The organism is Bartonella sp. AS69XJJH (assembly GCF_042195585.1).
In the GTDB taxonomy this organism is placed as follows: Bacteria; Pseudomonadota; Alphaproteobacteria; order Rhizobiales; family Rhizobiaceae; genus Bartonella.
The window spans coordinates 76,280-95,697 of sequence record NZ_JBHIOO010000007.1 but is presented as its reverse complement, the minus strand read 5'-3'; the positions used below and the strand labels follow the sequence as shown (position 1 = coordinate 95,697).

12 protein-coding genes are annotated in these 19,418 nt (G+C 36.1%); 10 read left to right on the top strand and 2 right to left on the bottom strand.

Going from position 1 to position 19,418, the window contains the following annotated elements:
- The first annotated feature begins 114 nt into the window (after nucleotides 1-114).
- From proS to ACFIK6_RS05110, 7 genes are all read left to right on the top strand, one after another.
- The gene (gene proS, locus ACFIK6_RS05140) at nucleotides 115-1,440 is read left to right on the top strand and encodes a proline--tRNA ligase (protein ID WP_375631152.1); all 1,326 of its coding nucleotides are present in this window, start codon (nucleotides 115-117) and stop codon (nucleotides 1,438-1,440) included.
- A gap of 11 nt (nucleotides 1,441-1,451) precedes the next feature.
- A complete protein-coding gene (locus ACFIK6_RS05135) occupies nucleotides 1,452-2,720 on the top strand; it encodes a lipoprotein-releasing ABC transporter permease subunit (RefSeq protein WP_375641997.1) in 1,269 nt (422 codons plus the stop codon).
- Complete coding sequence (locus tag ACFIK6_RS05130) at nucleotides 2,720-3,400, top strand: ABC transporter ATP-binding protein (RefSeq protein ID WP_273723192.1); 681 nt, start codon at nucleotides 2,720-2,722, stop codon at nucleotides 3,398-3,400. Before ACFIK6_RS05135 ends, ACFIK6_RS05130 begins: the two co-directional genes overlap by 1 nt.
- Before the next feature lie 67 nt (nucleotides 3,401-3,467).
- Entirely contained in the window at nucleotides 3,468-3,755 is a 288-nt protein-coding gene (locus ACFIK6_RS05125; RefSeq protein ID WP_375641998.1) for a succinate dehydrogenase assembly factor 2, read from the top strand.
- A 5-nt stretch (nucleotides 3,756-3,760) separates the two neighbouring features.
- Nucleotides 3,761-7,261, top strand: coding sequence for a transcription-repair coupling factor (mfd, locus tag ACFIK6_RS05120; protein WP_375677437.1), 3,501 nt, complete (start codon nucleotides 3,761-3,763; stop codon nucleotides 7,259-7,261).
- 264 nt (nucleotides 7,262-7,525) lie between these two features.
- Nucleotides 7,526-8,365: a hypothetical protein gene (locus ACFIK6_RS05115; protein ID WP_375677436.1), complete on the top strand. Its 840-nt coding sequence runs from the start codon at nucleotides 7,526-7,528 to the stop codon at nucleotides 8,363-8,365.
- 1,124 nt (nucleotides 8,366-9,489) lie between these two features.
- Nucleotides 9,490-10,101 carry an invasion associated locus B family protein gene (locus ACFIK6_RS05110; RefSeq protein WP_375642002.1) on the top strand — a complete coding sequence of 204 codons (612 nt, stop codon included), beginning with the start codon at nucleotides 9,490-9,492 and terminating at the stop codon, nucleotides 10,099-10,101.
- A gap of 87 nt (nucleotides 10,102-10,188) precedes the next feature.
- Here the strand turns inward: ACFIK6_RS05110 and ACFIK6_RS05105 are convergent, their stop codons facing one another.
- On the bottom strand, nucleotides 10,189-12,819 hold the full coding sequence (locus tag ACFIK6_RS05105; protein ID WP_375677435.1) for an Rne/Rng family ribonuclease: 2,631 nt from the start codon (nucleotides 12,817-12,819) through the stop codon (nucleotides 10,189-10,191).
- 587 nt (nucleotides 12,820-13,406) lie between these two features.
- Here ACFIK6_RS05105 and ACFIK6_RS05100 point away from each other — a divergent pair.
- The 3 genes from ACFIK6_RS05100 to prfB all read left to right on the top strand — a co-directional run bounded on the left by ACFIK6_RS05100 (nucleotide 13,407) and on the right by prfB (nucleotide 18,560).
- Nucleotides 13,407-14,636: an N-acetylmuramoyl-L-alanine amidase gene (locus ACFIK6_RS05100; RefSeq protein ID WP_375677434.1), complete on the top strand. Its 1,230-nt coding sequence runs from the start codon at nucleotides 13,407-13,409 to the stop codon at nucleotides 14,634-14,636.
- Between the two features lie 168 nt (nucleotides 14,637-14,804).
- Nucleotides 14,805-17,270 (top strand): penicillin-binding protein 1A, encoded by a 2,466-nt coding sequence (locus ACFIK6_RS05095; RefSeq protein WP_375677433.1) that lies wholly within the window; start codon nucleotides 14,805-14,807, stop codon nucleotides 17,268-17,270.
- Nucleotides 17,271-17,431: 161 nt separating this feature from the next.
- Nucleotides 17,432-18,560 (top strand): peptide chain release factor 2 gene (prfB, locus tag ACFIK6_RS05090; RefSeq protein ID WP_375642006.1). Its coding sequence is split into 2 segments (ribosomal slippage): nucleotides 17,432-17,500 and nucleotides 17,502-18,560, totalling 1,128 coding nucleotides; the frame shifts between segments, so codons are not numbered across the junction.
- Between the two features lie 328 nt (nucleotides 18,561-18,888).
- Here prfB and ACFIK6_RS05085 read toward each other — a convergent pair.
- Nucleotides 18,889-19,374 carry a peroxiredoxin gene (locus tag ACFIK6_RS05085; RefSeq protein ID WP_375642007.1) on the bottom strand — a complete coding sequence of 162 codons (486 nt, stop codon included), beginning with the start codon at nucleotides 19,372-19,374 and terminating at the stop codon, nucleotides 18,889-18,891.
- Nucleotides 19,375-19,418: the final 44 nt, after the last annotated feature.

Below are 19,418 nucleotides of genomic sequence, written 5' to 3'. Positions count from 1 at the left end.
TTTTAAATGATAAGATCGTTATATTTGCAAGTATTCAGAATGCGGCTATAGATGAGTAGAGGGTGTGATAAATTGTTCCGATATGATAGGTCTGATTAGGAGTTAATTATTTCAATGCGTCTTTCTCAATATTTCCTTCCACTTTTAAAAGAGAATCCTAAAGAAGCAGAAATTGTTTCTCATCGCTTCATGTTACGCGCTGGAATGATTCGACAACAAACATCAGGAATTTATTCTTGGCTTCCTTTGGGAAAAAAAGTGCTTGATAAAGTTTGTAAAATTATTCGTGAAGAGCAAGAACGTGCGGGTGCAATAGAAATATTGATGCCTACAATTCAGTCTGCTGATCTTTGGCGTGAAAGCGGTCGTTATGATGATTATGGTTTGGAAATGCTTCGCATTAAAGATCGTCAAAAGCGTGATTTACTTTATGGTCCAACCAATGAAGAAATGGTAACAGATATTTTTCGCTCATATGTTCGTTCTTATAAAGATCTTCCGCTTAATTTGTATCATATTCAATGGAAATTTCGTGATGAAATTCGTCCACGTTTTGGTGTGATGCGGGCACGAGAATTTTTAATGAAAGATGCTTATTCTTTTGATCTTGATTATGAAGGCTCTAAAACATCTTATAATCGTATGTTTGTTGCTTATTTACGGACTTTTTCTCGCCTTGGCTTAAAAGCAATTCCTATGCGTGCAGATACAGGTCCAATAGGGGGGGAACTCAGTCATGAATTTATCATTTTGGCTGAAACAGGAGAGAGCGCTATCTTCTGTGATAAACAATTTCTTGAACTTACCGTTCCCGATAGTTCAATCGATTTTAGTGATAAAGCTGTTTTAGATGATATTGTTAAACAATGGACATCTTTTTATGCAGCGACGGAAGAAATGCATAATGAAGAGGAGTGGGCTAAAGTTTCTGATCATAATCGTCTTTCAGCGCGTGGTATTGAAGTAGGGCATATTTTCCACTTTGGTACGAAATATTCTGCTCCAATGGGAGCAAAAGTTATGGGACAAGATGGAAAAGAGCATGTGGTCTCTATGGGATCTTACGGTATTGGACCTTCACGTCTTGTTGCGGCCGCTATTGAGGCTTCTCATGATGAAAATGGTATTATTTGGCCAAAGTCAATGGCACCGTTTGATTTTGGGATTATCAATATGAAACCCGATGATGAAAAATGCACACAGGCGTGTGAGTTTCTCTATCAGGGATTAAAGGAGGTTGGTTTTGATCCGTTATTAGATGATAGAAATGAACGTCCTGGATCAAAATTTGCAACAATGGATTTGATTGGTTTGCCAACGCAAGTCATTGTTGGTCCTAACAGCATTGCACAAAATGAAGTTGAAATTAAAGATCGCAAAACAGGAATAAAAAAATCTCTAAAGGTTGAAGATGTGCTCAGCCAACTTTCTATAATTTAATAGGAAATGTTATGAAGAGGCTGAAAAACAAATGGTTTTCATCTTATGAGTGGATGATCGCTTTTCGTTATATGATCCCCAATAAAAAACATGTCGTTGCATCTGTTATTTCAATTATTTCTCTTATTGGGATTATGTTGGGCGTATTTGCTCTGGTTGTTGTTATGGCGGTGATGAATGGCTTTCGTACAGAACTTCTCAATCGTATTCTTGGTATGAATGGGCATCTTATTATTCAAACAGTTGATTCTGGTTTTTCTGATTATAAGACTCTTATTTCTTCTTTAGAAACTACAAACGGTGTGAAGTTTGCTTTACCTGTTATTGAAGGTCAAGCGCTTGTTCAAGGTGAAGTTCAAGGTGGCTCTGGCGCATTAGTTCGTGGTATGCGCAAACAAGATCTAGAAAAGCTTAAAACAGTCTCTCAAAACATTAAATTAGGATCGATTTCTCGGTTTGATCAAGAAGAAGGTGTTGCAATTGGAAGTGGCTTAGCAGAAAAATTGGGACTGACAGTTGGAAGAGATATTCGTATTATTACTCCAGATGGTGATGAGACTCCTTTTGGTGTTACCCCACGTGTGAAAGCTTATAAAGTCGTTGCTATTTTTGAAGTTGGTATGTCTGAATATGATTCAATATTTATCTTTATGCCTCTCCATGAAGCACAAATGTTTTTTAATTTGGGAGATAAGGTTCAGTCTTTAGAATTATTTCTAAATGATCCGGATGCTGTTGATCAAATAAAACCTGTTGTAGAAAAAGCAGTTGATCAACAGGTCTATTTAATTGATTGGCGGACACGCAATCAGGCTTTTTTTTCAGCCTTACAGATTGAACGAAATGTTATGTTTTTCATTCTTTCTCTAATTGTTCTTGTTGCTGCTTTAAATATTATTTCAGGGTTGATTATGCTTGTAAAAGATAAAAGTCATGATATTGCAATTTTACGCACGATGGGGGCTCAACAGAGTGCGATTTTGCGTATATTTATCATTACAGGGATGATGATTGGTTTTATTGGAACTATATTGGGTTTAGTTTTAGGTGTTATCGCGACCGCGAATATTAATCATATCCAAGACTTTATATCTTGGTTATTTAATGTCGACGTTTTTAATCCTCAACTTTATTTTTTAACAAAATTGCCTGCACAAATTGAGTGGAAACAGACCATCTTGGTTGCTATGATGGCTTTATTCTTGTCGTTTCTTGCTGCTCTCATTCCGGCATGGCGTGCTGCTAAGCTAGATCCTGTACAAGCTTTGAGGTATGAATAATGACAGCTATTTTAGAGCTTGTAGAGATTGAAAGACGCTTTTTTGAGAGTCATAAACCGCTCATTGTTTTAGATAAAGCGAATTTTATTCTTAATCGTGGAGAGCTTGTCGCACTTGTTGCACCATCTGGTGCTGGAAAATCAACACTTCTTCATATTGCTGGATTATTAGAAAAACCAACAGCTGGTGATGTGATGTTACGGGGGGTTTCTTGTGCAAAGCGCTCTGATAGTGAGCGAACAGCTATAAGACGAAATGATATTGGTTTTGTTTATCAATTTCATCATTTACTTCCAGAGTTTACGGCGTTAGAAAATGTCATGATACCGCAAATGATAGCAGGATTAAAAAAATCCATAGCAGAAGATCGTGCCCGCAAATTATTGACGTATCTGCGTGTTTCTCATCGTGCTGATCATCGTCCCTCAGAGTTATCGGGAGGAGAACAACAACGTGTTGCTATTGCACGTGCCGTAGCAAATGGCCCTTCGGTTCTTTTAGCTGATGAACCTACAGGAAATCTTGATCCCGTAACTGCAGCTTACGTCTTTCAAGCTTTATCTATCCTTGTTCGTCAATCTGGTCTTTCTGCTCTTATTGCAACACATAATTACGCTTTGGCTAAGCAAATGCATCGACGAATTACACTTAAAGAACAAAAGATTATAGAACTTCCTTAAAAGCAAGGTAAAAATTTTATACGATTAATTGAATAGTTTATATTACTTTATTCAAGGAGATTTTTTAATGACAGTTTTTGTCGTTGACAAAAATCAATTAGATGTGCGTCGTCGTCGATTGATTTTTCGTGCATGGCATCGCGGTATTCGTGAAATGGATCTCATTTTTGGACATTATGTCGATGCTCATATTACTGGAATGAATGATAAAACGCTCTCTGAACTTGAGTATATTATGTCTTTTGATGATCGTGATTTACTCACATGGATTACTGGAGAAATTTCGCCACCCTCTGAAGTTGATAGTCCACTTTTTCGTGATATTGCCAATTATCGTACTTGCTTAAGTTATTAATCCCGATGCCTATATTTAAAAAAATTGTTATTCCCAAAAATAATTCTGTTCGTATGATTTTAGATGGAGTTATTGATGGATTTGAAGCCTTTGCGCTTGCTAAATTAAGTTCAGAAACTGCACAAGGTAAACCGCTCATCTATGTTGTCCGCGACGGAACAAAAATTGTGCATTTACAACAAGTTTTAAATTTTATTGAGCCCAATTTACCCGTACTTCAATTTCCTGCATGGGATTGTTTGCCTTATGATCGTGTATCACCAGGAATTGCTGTTATGGCACGTCGACTATCAGCATTGGCACACATAGCAAATTTACGTAAAGATCCACATCCTACAATTATATTAACAACAGCAAATGCGATTATGCAAAAGTTGCCTCCTCGTGAAATGATAGAAGCTCAGCTTATTCACGCATGTGTTGGCCAGCGCAATAACATGGGAAATCTTATTCAATTTCTAGAAACCAATGGTTTTGAACGCGTTACGGTTGTCCGTGATGTTGGTGAGTTTGCTGTAAGAGGAGGAATACTTGATATCTTTTCTCCGATGGATGTTGAACCTTTACGTCTTGATTTTTTTGGAGATACCCTAGAAAGTATCCGCGTATTTGATCCAGAAAGTCAAAGGACAACAGGCCAAAAAACTGAACTTTTATTACAGGCAATGAGTGAGGTTGTTCTTACACCAGAATGCATCAGCCGTTTTAAGAGCAATTATACCCGTACATTTGGCGTATCACAAAAAAATAACATGCTTTATGAAGCAATTGCTCAAGGTCGGCGCTTTTCCGGTATGGAACATTGGCTTCCATTTTTTTATGAAAACCTTGATAGTTTTTTTGACCATTGTGGCAACGTACCGATCGTTTTTGAGCATCTTATAGAAGAAGTCTTCATTGAGCGCTATCGTCTTATTGAAGACTATTATAACGCGCGCAAAGAGCGCGAAAATGATGAAAAAAATTCTACTTCTTATCATCCAATAGATCCTAGTCTTTTTTACTTAACGCCAGAGCGTGTTTTGGAAGATGTGCAACAATCTTCACAGCGTATTGATTTTTCGCCTTTTAATATTCCACAAAGTTTAGAACAAACTGTTATTCACACCAATGTTAAACAGGGATATGATTTTGTAAAAGAGCGTAATGCGCAGGAAAAAAATGTTTTTTCAAGTGTTATTGATCATATCGCATCTTTACGTACTGCTGGTAAAAAAGTGCTTTTAGCGTGTTGGAGTGAAGGATCTCTCAATCGTTTGCTACAAGTTCTCGACGAGCATGGATTGAAAAAAATAGATATTGTAAAATCCTTGCAAACTGTCAAAGCAACCCCACGAGATCGCATATTAGCAGCTGTTATCATGATAGAACATGGTTTTGAGGCTGAAGATTTAGCTGTTCTAGCAGAGCAAGATATCCTTGGCGATCGTTTTATAAGATCGCCAAAGCGGCGTAAAAATAATACAAATTTTATTTCTGAAATTTCTGCTTTAAATTCTGGTGATATTATTGTGCATATCGACCACGGTATTGGCCAATTTGTTGGTCTTAAAACCATCAAAACCACTGGAATTTTACGAGATTGCCTTGAAATTAGATATGCTGGAGGTGATTTACTCTTTTTACCTGTTGAAAATATTGAACTTCTCTCACGTTATGGCTCAGAAGGAACAGAGGTAACTTTAGATAAATTAGGGGGTGTTGCTTGGCAAGCACGTAAAGCTAGGCTTAAAAAACATTTATTGGAAATGGCAGGGCAATTAATCCGTATAGCTGCAGAGCGGATGACTCGTGCTGCGCCTGCTTTACTTCCACCAGTTGGACCATTTGATGAGTTTGTTGCTTGCTTTCCTTATGAAGAAACGGAAGATCAAATGAATGCAATTGATGCTGTTTTAGACGATTTAGCCTCAGGAAAGCCTATGGATCGCTTGATATGCGGTGATGTTGGTTTTGGAAAAACCGAAGTAGCTATTCGAAGTGCTTTTGTCGCAGCATTAAATGGATATCAGGTTGCTGTTGTTGTACCGACAACCTTGCTTTCACGCCAACATTACAAGACATTTATTTCGCGTTTTCAAGGATTACCGGTTAAAATTGGACATGCTTCAAGGCTTGTAAAAGCGAAAGAACTTGCACGAGTAAAAAAAGGTCTTTCAGATGGTACAATCGATATTGTCATTGGAACTCATGCATTATTAAGTGGTGCAGTTAATTTTTTACGGTTAGGCCTTCTCATCATTGATGAGGAGCAGCATTTTGGTGTCAAACACAAAGAGCGTTTAAAAGAGCTTAAAAGTGATATTCATGTTCTCACACTTTCAGCAACTCCCATACCGCGCACTTTAGGGTTAGCATTATCGGGTGTACGTGAACTTTCATTGATAACAACACCTCCCATTGATAGAATGGCGGTTCGTACTTTTATTTCACCATTTGATGCACTTGTTATACGAGAGACCCTGCTTCGAGAATACTATCGTGGTGGACAAAGTTTCTATGTTTGTCCTCGTATTTCTGATTTGGCTTTTGTAGAAGAATATCTCAAAACACATGTTCCCGAACTGAAATTCGTTGTAGCTCATGGACAAATGCCGGCAGGACAACTAGATGATATCATGAATGCATTTTATGATGGGCAATATGATGTGCTGGTCTCAACAACCATTATTGAATCAGGTCTTGATATTCCAACAGCCAATACCCTAATTGTGCATCGCGCTGAGATGTTTGGCCTTTCTGCCCTTTATCAGTTACGTGGTAGGGTAGGGCGTTCAAAACAACGTGCTTATGCTCTCTTTACATTTCCTGCTGGTAAAATTTTAACAGCTGCTGCTGATCGCCGTCTTAAAGTTTTACAATCTCTTGACACCTTGGGGGCTGGTTTTCAATTGGCAAGCCATGACATGGATATCCGCGGTTCAGGCAATTTTTTAGGTGAAGAGCAATCGGGGCATATCAAAGAAGTTGGATTTGAACTCTATCAAAAAATGCTTGAAGAAGCTGTTGCTGAATTAAAAGATGGGGAGCTAAATGAAGATAAGCAGTGGTCTCCTCAAATTTCACTTGGTACAACAGTGATGATACCAGAAAGTTTCGTGCCTGACTTGCCATTACGTATGGGGCTTTATCGTCGTTTAACAGAACTTGATGATTTAGAACAAATTGATGAATTTGCAGCGGAGTTAATTGATCGCTTTGGTCCTTTACCGCTTGAAGTTCAACACCTTCTTAAAGTCTTTTATATTAAAACATTGTGTCGAAAAGCACATGTAGAAAAATTAGATGTTGGACCAAAGGGTATTGTTATACAGTTTCGCAATAACTATTTCTCAAATAGTGTTGCTCTTGTTCAGTGGGTGGGAAAACAAGGTTCAATGGCAAAAATTCGACCAGATCAGAGTATCGCTCTCATTCGTGATTGGTCCACAGCGGATGAAAGGCTTGTTGGAGCAGCGAATATTATGACACAGCTTGTCGAAATGGCAGAACAACATTCTGTTTAAAAAATATCTTTATTATTTCAGAAATATTACTTATTTTTATAAAATAATTCTATAAAAACAAATAGTTATTGATTTTTTATAAGAATAAAATTTAACTTTATAATAAAGAACTCTTTATATATTTATTTTGTTTTTATTATATACGTATTGATATAATGAAGAAAATAGATTAGACGGCTTAACCGCATTAAATAGCACTTGCATATAATAAGCTAATAAGCTCCTGTAAATTTTTTAGAAAGAAAAAATTTAGGTAAAGATAGCATGCTTTCTTCATTACAAAAGTGTCTAACGATCGTTTTTTTATTACTCACTTTGATACATGGCGTAAAAAACGCTTATGCTGAGTTATCTTCTGATGAACAATACCAACATTTAAAAAACAAAAGAAAGAATATTAAAGAGAGAATACAATTTATTGAAGAAAGTATATCTCATTTAGATATTTGGGAAAAAAATATTTCTAAAGCAGAATACTATAAGCGTTTGCAGGAACAGAATAAGTTGTACAAAAAACTGAAAACTATGAAGGATGAATATTATGATCTTGGTTCGAAATTACAGAATCTATTTGAAAAAAAACAAAAAATTATCTCTAGGATACACATAGCGAGAGAGTACGAAGTAGGGGAGTATGAGGAAAAGTTGATTAAAACAAAAGACTATTTAAAAAAAACTCAAATGTTTAATGAATGGGAGATGAATGAGAAAAGTGGAGGTGATGATGAGATAATGAAAAATTATCTCATGTTTATTATTGCTTGCAACACGTTAGCGGATATATTGCAGAGTGATATAGGCGCTATTTTGCGCAAAGATTTTGATTGGAAAGATAAAGATTTTAGTTGGGCAAGAGACGCAAACAATTCAATAAGTCCTAGTTTAGTCAGGGATATTAAAGAATTACTAACAGATGGCTCTTATAGTTATGAAAAACAAATATTTGACGATATAAAAAATAGTCTTACAGGAGATAATTGGTTTGTGAAAAATGCACCTAAGCTTTGTAGAACCATTAAAGAAGTACATAATATAATGCTTCCAAACAAGAGAAAGAATATTATAGATCGTATGCGTTCTCATGTTGAAGAATTATTCAATTAAAAAGTATTGTTTGATTTATGTATAATTATATTAAAAATAGAGAAATAACTTAAAATAAATTGATAAAAGCTATATTTTTTATTCACGTTATAAAGCTGAGAAATAATATTTGTACAGAGGTGTAATATATAAATTTTTAATATATGAGCATAAATTTATTATGGCTTTGGGCACGTAAGATGATTCATAGGGGGCGGGGATTTTTTTCCTTTGTTCAGTAGTTTTATCTATAAAACTAACTCCTCTTGTGATGTACAAGTGGATAAATTTTATTGATTCAATATAAGAGAGGTTTGCGCTATTAGGATCTTTCATACAATATAGAAAAAAGATAAATTATTATTATAAATTAATATGTTATTATATTTTAAAGAAGTTTATTATAAATAAAATATTTTCAGCAGTTATAGATTTTTTCTCTAAGAAATGTGTTGTTTAATTAAGAAAAAAGCACTTCTTTAGTAGCTTATTTTTAAACTAAACTTTTTAGTTAAAAGCTATGGAATATAAAATTTTTATTACAAAAGCGTATCACCATTGTTTTGTAAACAAGGGCAGAAAATTGTCTATTACCAAAAAGTTCTCTTACAATTATGCAGAAATTTTAGACAATAAGTGGCTTTAATTCATCAAATGTTTCAATAATACCGTAAATGATTTTGTTTTTGTGTATTACACGAGGCACATAAGAAAAACAGTAAAATTTATCTGATATTTTGGAGATTCATGCATTGCAACACCTGTTGCTAAGGCTCCATAAGCTTAACATGAAGAGTAATAAATGTAAAAAGTTTAATTAGTAAGATTTTTAGAGTAGTATTGAAGTTTATTTTAATTAATATTGCAATATTGATTCGTTTGTGTAATCTTAATTGGAATGCACAGAGGTGTTTTATGGATAGATTGCATCAAATACCAATGTGATGAAGAGGGGAATTATATGAGTGTATAAAAATTAGAATGGCTCATCATAGTTTTTTCTCTAAATTTGACTTTTTTTTATATATTGAAGTAAAAATAGTAAAATTAATTGTTATTTTTATAATTTAATAAATTTAAGTTGGAATTATATTTAATATTTTTTTGAAGTTACTTAAGAGCGCGTTGAAAGGATTAACTTAATCATGTCGCATAAAAATGTTTATTCTGCTGTTTCAGTATTAGTTGGAGCCGCTGCCCTTTTTCTTATAGCTGGTATTTCTGCAAATGCGCAAACTTTATCACAAGGTTGGTACAAAGTTTGCAGTAAGCAGCATGATGTTGATATTTGTAATACAATGAATACTGTATTGTCGAATACGGGACAACCTTTAACGGCTTTTAATCTTGTTGAAATAAAAGGGAAGCAAAATGAAAAACGTATAGGTATTCAAGTGCCTACAGGTCGTTTTTTGCCAGAAGGTGTTCAGATTAAAATTGGTGATGAGTTCTCTAAAAAAATTCCTTATATTATTTGTAATGGACCAAGTTGTATTGCTAATGATGTCTTAGATGACAAGCTTATAGCGGCTATGAAAAGTGGTACAAAAATGGTTGTAACCACAGTTAATTTTCGTGGTTCAGCTAACCCTATTGAATTTTCTCTTAATGGGTTTACAGCAGCCTATACCGGTCCTGGTATGGAGGAAAAAGATTTCCAACAAGAACAAATAAAGCTGCAGCAAGCCATTCAATCAAAGCAAAAAGAAATTGAAGAGCGTATGCGGGCTGAGCAAGAAAAAGCAAAACAAAAGTAATAAACCCACACCATAGAATTGGTTGAAACGTTTTCTATAATTGTTTATTTAAACCGCCACAGTTTTCTGTGGCGGTTTTTTAAATCCTTAATTTTTCGAAAGAATTCTGCGTTTCCACCAACCAATACGTTCAGGTTTGGAAGAATCATTAGGCGTTGATGAAATAACAACGGGTTGATTAACTGTTTCTTCAATTTGGGAAGGAGAGGTTTCGATAACTTCCTCTATCTCGGTTACAGTTTCTTTCTCTAATGTTTTTTGTATTTGCGTTGTCTCTTTAGAAGATGATTTTTTACGTGTTCCACGTGTTGATTTTTTACTATTTTCAAGAGTTTTATCGTCTACCTCATGAATAGATTTATTTGTTTTTTTTGTTTTAGCTTTACGTACCGAACTGGTTTTAGTTTTTTCTTCAAGAGATTTTTTTTCTGCGACATTTTGATCATTCTCTAAAGAGAGTTGATTTTCTGCTACTTTTGAAGAACGTGCTTTACGTTTTTTAGGTTTAATACTTGTATCAATTTTTTCAGACTCACCCTGTTGTTGTATGTCTAGAGCTTGTGTATTATTTTTTGTTTCTTCAAGTTCAAAAGGTTTAGCAGATGAAGCACGACGTTTACGATGTTCTGCTTTAATTTCCGCTAAAGCCTGCTTAGCAAAATCTCCCACTGGTTCTGCGTAAGGAACGCGAATCTGATGAAAACTATTATCTTGATTGCGTCGACCACCACGGCGTCCTCGACGACGTCCTCGACGATAAGAATCATCACTCAAGGTATCTTCTTTTTTATGAAGGTTGGAGAGAGAGTGATCAGCAGTTTCACCATGACGATTTTTGCGCTGACGCTTTTGGTTTGTTTCAATGGGAGAAGGATTTTCAATAGATTCACTCTTTATGAAAACAGAATCTTCAATTTCTTGCTTATTGGCATCTTCCAATGAAGGCTGAGAAATGCTCTCTGCTATTGATCCTTTAGAAATAACAAGATGTTGTGTTCCAATACTATCATCTGCTTCAATACTAATATTAAGCTTAAAGCGAGCTTCTAAATTAACAAGAATGTTGCGTTTATGATTTAATACATAAAGTGCTGTTGCTACGGGTGTGCGCACGATAATATTATATTGCGAATTATGAAGAAGATATTCTTCAATTGAGCGCATGACATGTAACGCAATTGATGATTCAGAACGTATATTTCCTGTTCCTGCGCAATGCGGGCAGGGCTGTGTTGTACTTTCTAAAACCGATATGCGAATACGTTGACGACTCATTTCTAAAAGGCCGAAGTGTGAAATATGACCTACTTGAATACGAGCACGATCATTTTTTAAACAATCTTTTAATTTTTTTTCGACCAGCTTCACATTACGTTCTTCAAGCATATCAATAAAATCAATCACGATTAAACCAGCAAGGTCACGCAAGCGTAATTGACGCGCTACTTCTTCAGCCGCTTCAAGGTTAGTTTGTAAGGCTGTCTTTTCGACAGAGAATTCTTTCGTAGAGCGGCCAGAATTTACGTCAATAGCAACAAGTGCTTCTGTTTGATTAATAACAAGATAACCACCAGATTTTAAAGAAACCTGTGGTTGCAACATTTTATCAAGTTGAATTTCAATATTATTTCTTGCAAAAATGGGGGTAGGATCACGGTAAGGTTGCACAACTTTTGCATGACTTGGCATGAGCATGCGCATAAAGTCTTTTGCTTCACGATATCCTTGGTCTCCAGAGACAAGAATTTCACTAATGTTTTTATTGTAAAGATCTCGTATAGAACGCTTGATGAGATTGCTTTCTTCATGGACAAGGCATGGCGCCGTTGATTCGAGTGTCAAAGTGCGGATAGTATCCCATAACCGCATGAGATATTCATAATCACGTTTAATTTCAGCTTTTGTTCTATTGGCACCAGCGGTTCGTAAGATAACGCCCATACCTTTTGGAACTGCTAATTCTTTTACGATTTCCTTAAGACGCTTACGATCTTGTACATTCGTAATTTTTCGTGAAATACCACCACCACGTGCCGTGTTGGGCATTAGAACAGAGTAACGACCTGCTAGAGACAGATATGTTGTAAGGGCAGCACCTTTATTACCACGCTCTTCTTTGATGACTTGTACCAACAAAATTTGACGTCGTTTAATGACTTCTTGAATTTTATACTGGCGCCCTTGTTTTCTTTGATAAATTGGGAGCTCTTCACGGATGTCTTCAGCACCGACCATTTCGATCTCATCATAAGAAATATCGGAATTTAATGCTTCTTCTGTATTATCAATTATTGTTGTTTCAGATGTGATATCATTTTCAATATCGGCTGCTATGACATTGTTTTTTCCATTTTTTTTTGTTCTTCTGGAGCGCTTTTTATTGTTAGTTGCTTCTTCCGTAAAGGCATCTACAGAATTTTCTCCTACAGCTGCTTTTTCCTCTTCTTCAAGAAGAGCAAGGCGATCAGCAATAGGAATTTGATAATAATCAGGATGAATTTCAGAAAATGTTAAAAAACCATGTCGGTTTCCACCATATTCAACAAAAGCTGCTTGGAGAGACGGTTCTACACGCGTAATACGTGCGAGATAAATATTCCCCTTGAGCTGCTTTCTATGCTCTGATTCAAAATCAAGTTCTTCAATTTTGTTGCCGTGAACAACAACAACACGTGTTTCCTCCGGATGGGAGGCATCTATAAGCATTTTGTTTGACATAAGTTAATATCCTGAAGGCGACATGCACAATTTTATTCAAACGAACACTATAACTATTCGTAAACATAAAAGGCTGTCTGCCATAAAAGGGGGGTACCAGAAAAACAGGATGGAACACCACGTGCAGAGGCATGACTGCATTTACACCATTTCTCATCATTATTTCCATCTGTTTTTTATGACTCATATTTCTTAAAAGTCTCCGGTAAAATAATCTTTAAAACAGTTCGGATATCCGAACCAACGAATCTTAAGTAATGCAATCCTAATGTTATAACATAGAAATTTTTCATCCATAAAAAAGTCTCAACACATAATAGGCAAAAAACCTCTAAAAACAACTTAATATGAGTTACAGATAATTTAGATGACTATTATTAGCTAGGAAGCATAAATATTCTTTTATGTTGATATCATGTGTTTGGCAAGTAACAATGTAAATCATGTATAATGATAATATCTTTATGACTTTAATTTCGTTTTTGGGTGTTTATTTAGCTTTTAGTGAAAAATAGAGAATAAATTGGTGTATCATTTTTATATAACCAAGATAAATTATTACAAATGTAATGTAGAGTATTTTGCTTATGATAAGAGTTTTTTTTACCAAAAAGCTGAAAACAGCTTATGGGGATGTTATTGTGCTCGTCACATACTTTTTATTATTTTTTTTGCTATCCCAAACCAGTGTTCAAGCCGCAGATCCTCTGAGACTTATTAATTTTCGAAGCATTGGTGATAGTGTTCATACGCGTATTATTGCGGTTTTCAATTCAAAACCAAATGTTCGTTTACAGATTTTGGACAGGCCTGCACGTTTGGTCATCAATTTACCTACAATTGACTTTTCGATGCAAAATACGCCTTTAAAGAAACAGAATACATCATCCGTTATGCTTTCAGATGTGCGTTATGCTTTCTCTGACATACAGACTTCACGCATTATTTTGACAAGTAAAACGGCTTTTGTGGTTGAAAAAAGTGTCGTAAAAAAATTAAATAATGGTTTATGGCAGTTGCTGATTGATATTCGTAAAAGTACACAAGAAAAATTTGATGAGATATTAAAAAAACAGCAAAGGGCCAATTTTGATACAAAAACACAGTTAATACCAGCATATAATTTCCGTGTTGTTCTTGATCCTGGTCATGGTGGTATTGATGGTGGTGCACGGGGTGTTACTGGAATTTTAGAAAAAGATGTGACTTTAGATTTTGCGCGTGCATTGCGAGACGAATTACAAAAGGATTCTCATATTACTGTTGCTTTAACGCGAGATTCCAATATTTTTTTAAGACTAAGTGAAAGAGTTAAAAAAGCGCAAGAGTTTGATGCTGATCTTTTTATATCTATTCACGCGGATACGATTGATCTACATTCTCTTCGCGGTGCCACCGTGTATACCATATCAGACAAAGCCTCTGATGCCATTGCAAAATCTTTAGCTGAAAATGAAAATAAAGTTGATTTGCTCGATGGTTTGCCTGCAGATGAAACACTCGAAGTTACAGATATTTTGATGGATCTTACACGACGTGAAACACATACATTTTCGGTTAATTTTGCAAATAGTGTTATTTCAAGTTTATCAAATAATCATATTAACTTGATTAATAACCCACATCGGTATGCTAATTTTCAAGTTTTAAGAGCTTCAGATATACCCTCCGTCTTGATAGAGATAGGTTATTTATCCAATAAAGAGGACGAAAAGTTATTAAATGATCCTCATTGGAGAAAACAAATGGCAGCTTCTATTGCTCATTCTATTCGTCAATTTGCTGATTATAGGCAGAAAATGATACAGCCTCTTTAAATTTGTGAGAAAATAGAGTATCAATATGAGCTTCTAGTGTACCCTAGTATAAATAAAAGATAGAAAACAAATTCTCTTGATCTCAATCTTGTGGTGATATCCACTTGGTGTATTGGAAGTAACGTATTTTTTCTTTGATTAATTCTTAAGAAAGCGATAGCCGTTTTTATGATGATTTTTTTAAGATATCTTCTTCGTGTTTTTGTTGCTATTGGACTTTGTGGTGCAATAACGTGGGGTGTTATGACCAGTGGTCAAGCAAATGCACTCCCTGATTATGAAGTTCTTTCACTTTATGAGCCGCCGGTAATGACCCGCGTCCATGCTTCTGATGGCCGTCTTATGGCAGAGTTTGCAACAAAACATCGCCTCTATTTACCGATTCAATCAATACCAAAGCTTGTTATAAATGCTTTTATTTCGGCTGAAGATAAAAACTTTTATCATCATTTTGGTTTAGATCCTGAAGGACTTTCTCGAGCTTTGATCAATAATATTCGTAATATTGGTTCTGGAAGACGTCCAGAGGGTGCATCAACTATAACGCAACAAGTCGCTAAAAACTTCCTTTTAAGTTCGGAAACAACATTAGAGCGTAAATTTAAGGAAGCTATTTTAGCAATGCGTATTGAGAAAACTTATTCAAAAGAGCATATTCTCGAACTTTATCTCAATGAAATTTATCTGGGTCGTGGCACTTATGGTATAGCAGCTGCTTCTTTGACCTATTTCAATAAATCCGTCAATGATTTGACGCTAGAACAATGTGCTTATTTGGCTGCTCTTCCAAAAGGACCAGCAAATTATGATCCATTTAAGAATACACAACGTGCTATTGATCGGCGTAATTGGGTTATCGACCGGATGATTGCAAATGGATATGTAACGCGTGAACAAGGTGAAAAAGCGAAAGCCAAACCTTTAGGAGCGACAATACGTGGAAGCGATAACTATGTTTTTGCGGCTGATTATTTTACTGAGGAAGTGCGACGTCGTTTAATACATCGCTATGGGGCTAAAACACTTTATGAAGGTGGGCTTTCCATTCGTACAACGCTTGATCCGCATTTACAACTTATTGCGCGACGTGCTTTGCACGATGGATTAATTAGATTCGATCGTGCACAAGGATGGCGTGGAGCTTATGCGCATATTGATGAGAAAGGTGATTGGGGGATAGAACTTGCAAATATCACAGGGCTAAGTGATGTTCCTGAATGGCGTTTAGCTGTTGTTCTTTCTACTAATCCCAATAAGGTAGAGATCGGTTTACAGCCACAGCGCGAAGCTTCAGGTATATTATCAGAAAAACGGGAACTTGCTGTTTTATCTGAAGCTGATTCAAAATGGGCACTTCATGTTGTAAAAGAAAATGGTTATCGAAAAACTGTTCAGAGCTTATCTCATGTTTTGCAAGTTGGGGATGTCGTTTTTGTTGAAAAACTATCCAATACAAACAACACTTATCGTTTACAACAAATTCCAAAGGTTGAAGGTGCAATCGTTGCTATGGAACCTCATACAGGGCGCGTTCTTGCTATGGTGGGAGGATTTTCTTTTGCCGCATCTGAATTCAATCGTGCAACCCAAGCTTATCGCCAACCGGGGTCTGCTTTTAAACCTTTTGTTTATGCAGCAGCTCTTGATAACGGGTATACACCAGCATCCGTTGTTTTAGATGGCCCCATTGAAGTTCGTCAATATAATGGTGAAGTTTGGCAACCCAAAAATTATGGAGGCACCTTTGCAGGACCTTCAACGTTGCGTTATGGTATTGAGCATTCTCGTAATCTTATGACAATACGGCTTGCCAATGATATGGGAATGCCTCTTGTTGCGGAATATGCAGAACGCTTTGGCGTGGTGGATAAATTGCAGCCTTATCTTCCCATGGCTTTAGGGGCTGGCGAAACAACAGTATTACGAATGGTTACGGCTTATTCCGTTATTGCCAATGGAGGGCGCTCTATTAAACCTTCACTGATAGACAGAATTCAAGATCGTTATGGAAAGACAATTTATCGTCATGATGATCGTATTTGTGAAAATTGTAATACGCATTCATGGAATAATCAACGTGAACCCACATTGATTGATGAGCGAGATCAAGTTCTTGACCCTATGACGGCTTATCAGATTACTTCCATGATGGAAGGAGTTGTTCAGCGTGGTACTGCAGCACGTTTACGTTATCTTAATCGACATATTGCTGCTAAGACAGGGACAACCAATGACTCTAAAGATGTCTGGTTTATGGGATTTACTCCTGACATTGTCGTTGGTATTTTTGTCGGCTACGATCAACCCGCTCCGTTAGGATATAATGGAACCGGAAGTTCATTAGCTGCACCTATTTTTGGTGAGTTTATGGCAGATGCTCTTAAAGGGAAGCCAGATGTTCCCTTTAAGATGCCGAAGGGCATGATTTTAATGCCAATTAATCGGAAAACAGGAATGCTTGCAGAAAGAGGAGATCAAGATGTCATTATAGAAGCATTTAAACCAGGAACTGGTCCTGCTGATATATATCAAGTTATTGGGGGTACAAATTCTTTTCAAGAAGGTGTTCCTGCAGTAACGACTTCTCCACAAGTCAATAAAGCCCTTGAAAGTGGGACAGGTGGGTTGTATTAATCAACAAAATCTCCTTTTGTCATAAGCTATGGTTTTTTTTACAGTGTTGGTCCTGTAAATAGAATGATAAATCCATGCTATTTCCTCACAAAAGCTATCAAATTTGTATAAATTCTAGAAACATAACCAGAAAGAGTGTTAAAAAAATACGGTGTTAAATTATGCGAGCAGAAATAGAAACATTAGTTGATGAAATCCAAAAAGCAATTCAATTGCTAAGGGGGCATCTTTGACTGGGATCAATCACTAAAGCGTCTCGAATATCTTAATCAAAAAGCGGAAGATCCGTCATTATGGGATGATGCACAACGAGCACAGGATATGATGCGTGAGCGTCAACGTCTTGATGATTCAATCAATGGTCTTTTATCATTTACAAGAACACTTGAAGAATGCATTGAGCTTATCGCGATGGGTGAAGAAGAAAGCGATGTTGAAATTATCGCTGATGCAGAAAATTCAATACGCAATCTTAAAAATGAGATAGATAAAAGGCAAATTGATGTACTTCTTTCAGGAGAGGCGGATCCGAATGATACCTATTTAGAAGTTCATGCTGGAGCAGGGGGAACAGAAAGCCAAGATTGGGCTTCTATGCTCTTACGTATGTATATGCGCTGGGCTGAACAGCATGAAATGAAGGTTGAAATTTTAGAAATTCATGATGGGGAAGAAGCAGGGATAAAGTCAGCGACTATTCTTGTAAAAGGGCATAATGCTTATGGAATGTTAAAAACAGAATCAGGCGTTCATCGCTTGGTGCGGATTTCTCCATTTGATTCGAATGCAAAGCGCCATACCTCTTTTGCGAGCATTTGGGTTTATCCAGTTATTGATGACAATATTGAAGTTGATGTTTCAGAAGCAGACGTGCGTATTGATACATATCGTGCATCGGGCGCAGGAGGACAACATGTTAACACGACAGATTCCGCTGTTCGCATCACACATATAAAAACGGGTATTGTTGTTCAATGTCAAACAGAGCGTTCTCAACATAAAAATCGCGCTACGGCTTGGTCGATGTTGCGTGCACGGCTTTATGAAGAAGAGCTTAAAAAAAGAGAAGAAGAAACCAATGCTGCTGAATCTTCTAAAACAGAAATCGGGTGGGGACATCAAATTAGATCTTATGTTCTTCAGCCCTATCAGCTTGTCAAAGATTTGCGTACAGGGATTGAAAATACGGATCCACAATCCGTACTTAATGGTAATTTAGATGCATTTATAGAGGCAGCACTCGCACGGCGCATTTATGGAAAAGACAAAGAAATTGAGGATATTGGTTAATTATATATCCTTCCTTCAAGCCATGTAGATTTTTTTAAGCTGTTCGTTTGTTATGATGTTACGATAGCCTTTGATACTTTAAAGGTTCAAAGAGGGATTTTTTATTCCTTTCTTCAATTTTTTCTCACACGCCAATTCTGCTTACGATATTGCAAGTGATAGGAAGAAGCTGAAATAAGAAAAATTTGCGATATTCGGAGGACTAATATAAATATAAAACAATTCATTATCCTTATAAATCAATATATTGTAAAAATTAAATCCGTTGAAAAACCAAAATCAATTCAGAGGATAATTTTTGCTTTTTAAGGTAAATCAAACACTCAATTTACAAATTACCATTATGATGTAAAAGTGTTGCAGTAGCTAAAACATTTTCAGCATGCCCTGATACGCTTACTTTGCGCCATTCTTCTGCTATTATTCCATTTGCATTAATTAAAAAAGTACTCCGTTCAACTCCCATATATTTGCGTCCATACATGCTTTTCTCAACCCAAACACCATAAGCTTCGAGGGTTGTTTTTTCTTCATCAGAAACCAAGATGACATCAAGTTCATGTTTTACTTTAAATTTCTCATGTTTTTTTACATTATCTGGAGAGATTCCAATAACAGCAACACCGATTTCATCAAATTTCATCTTTAATTTTGTGAAATCAAGTGCTTCGATTGTGCAGCCACTGGTGTCATCTTTTGGATAAAAATATAAAACAACAGGTTTTCCTTTAAAGTCAGAAAGACACACTGTCTCTCCTCCATCGCGCGGCAAATTAAAATCAGGAGCAAGAGCACCTTTCATTGGTCTTGTCATTTTCTTCGTCTTTCTTTCTTGTATAACAGGTAAAAGATATCAGA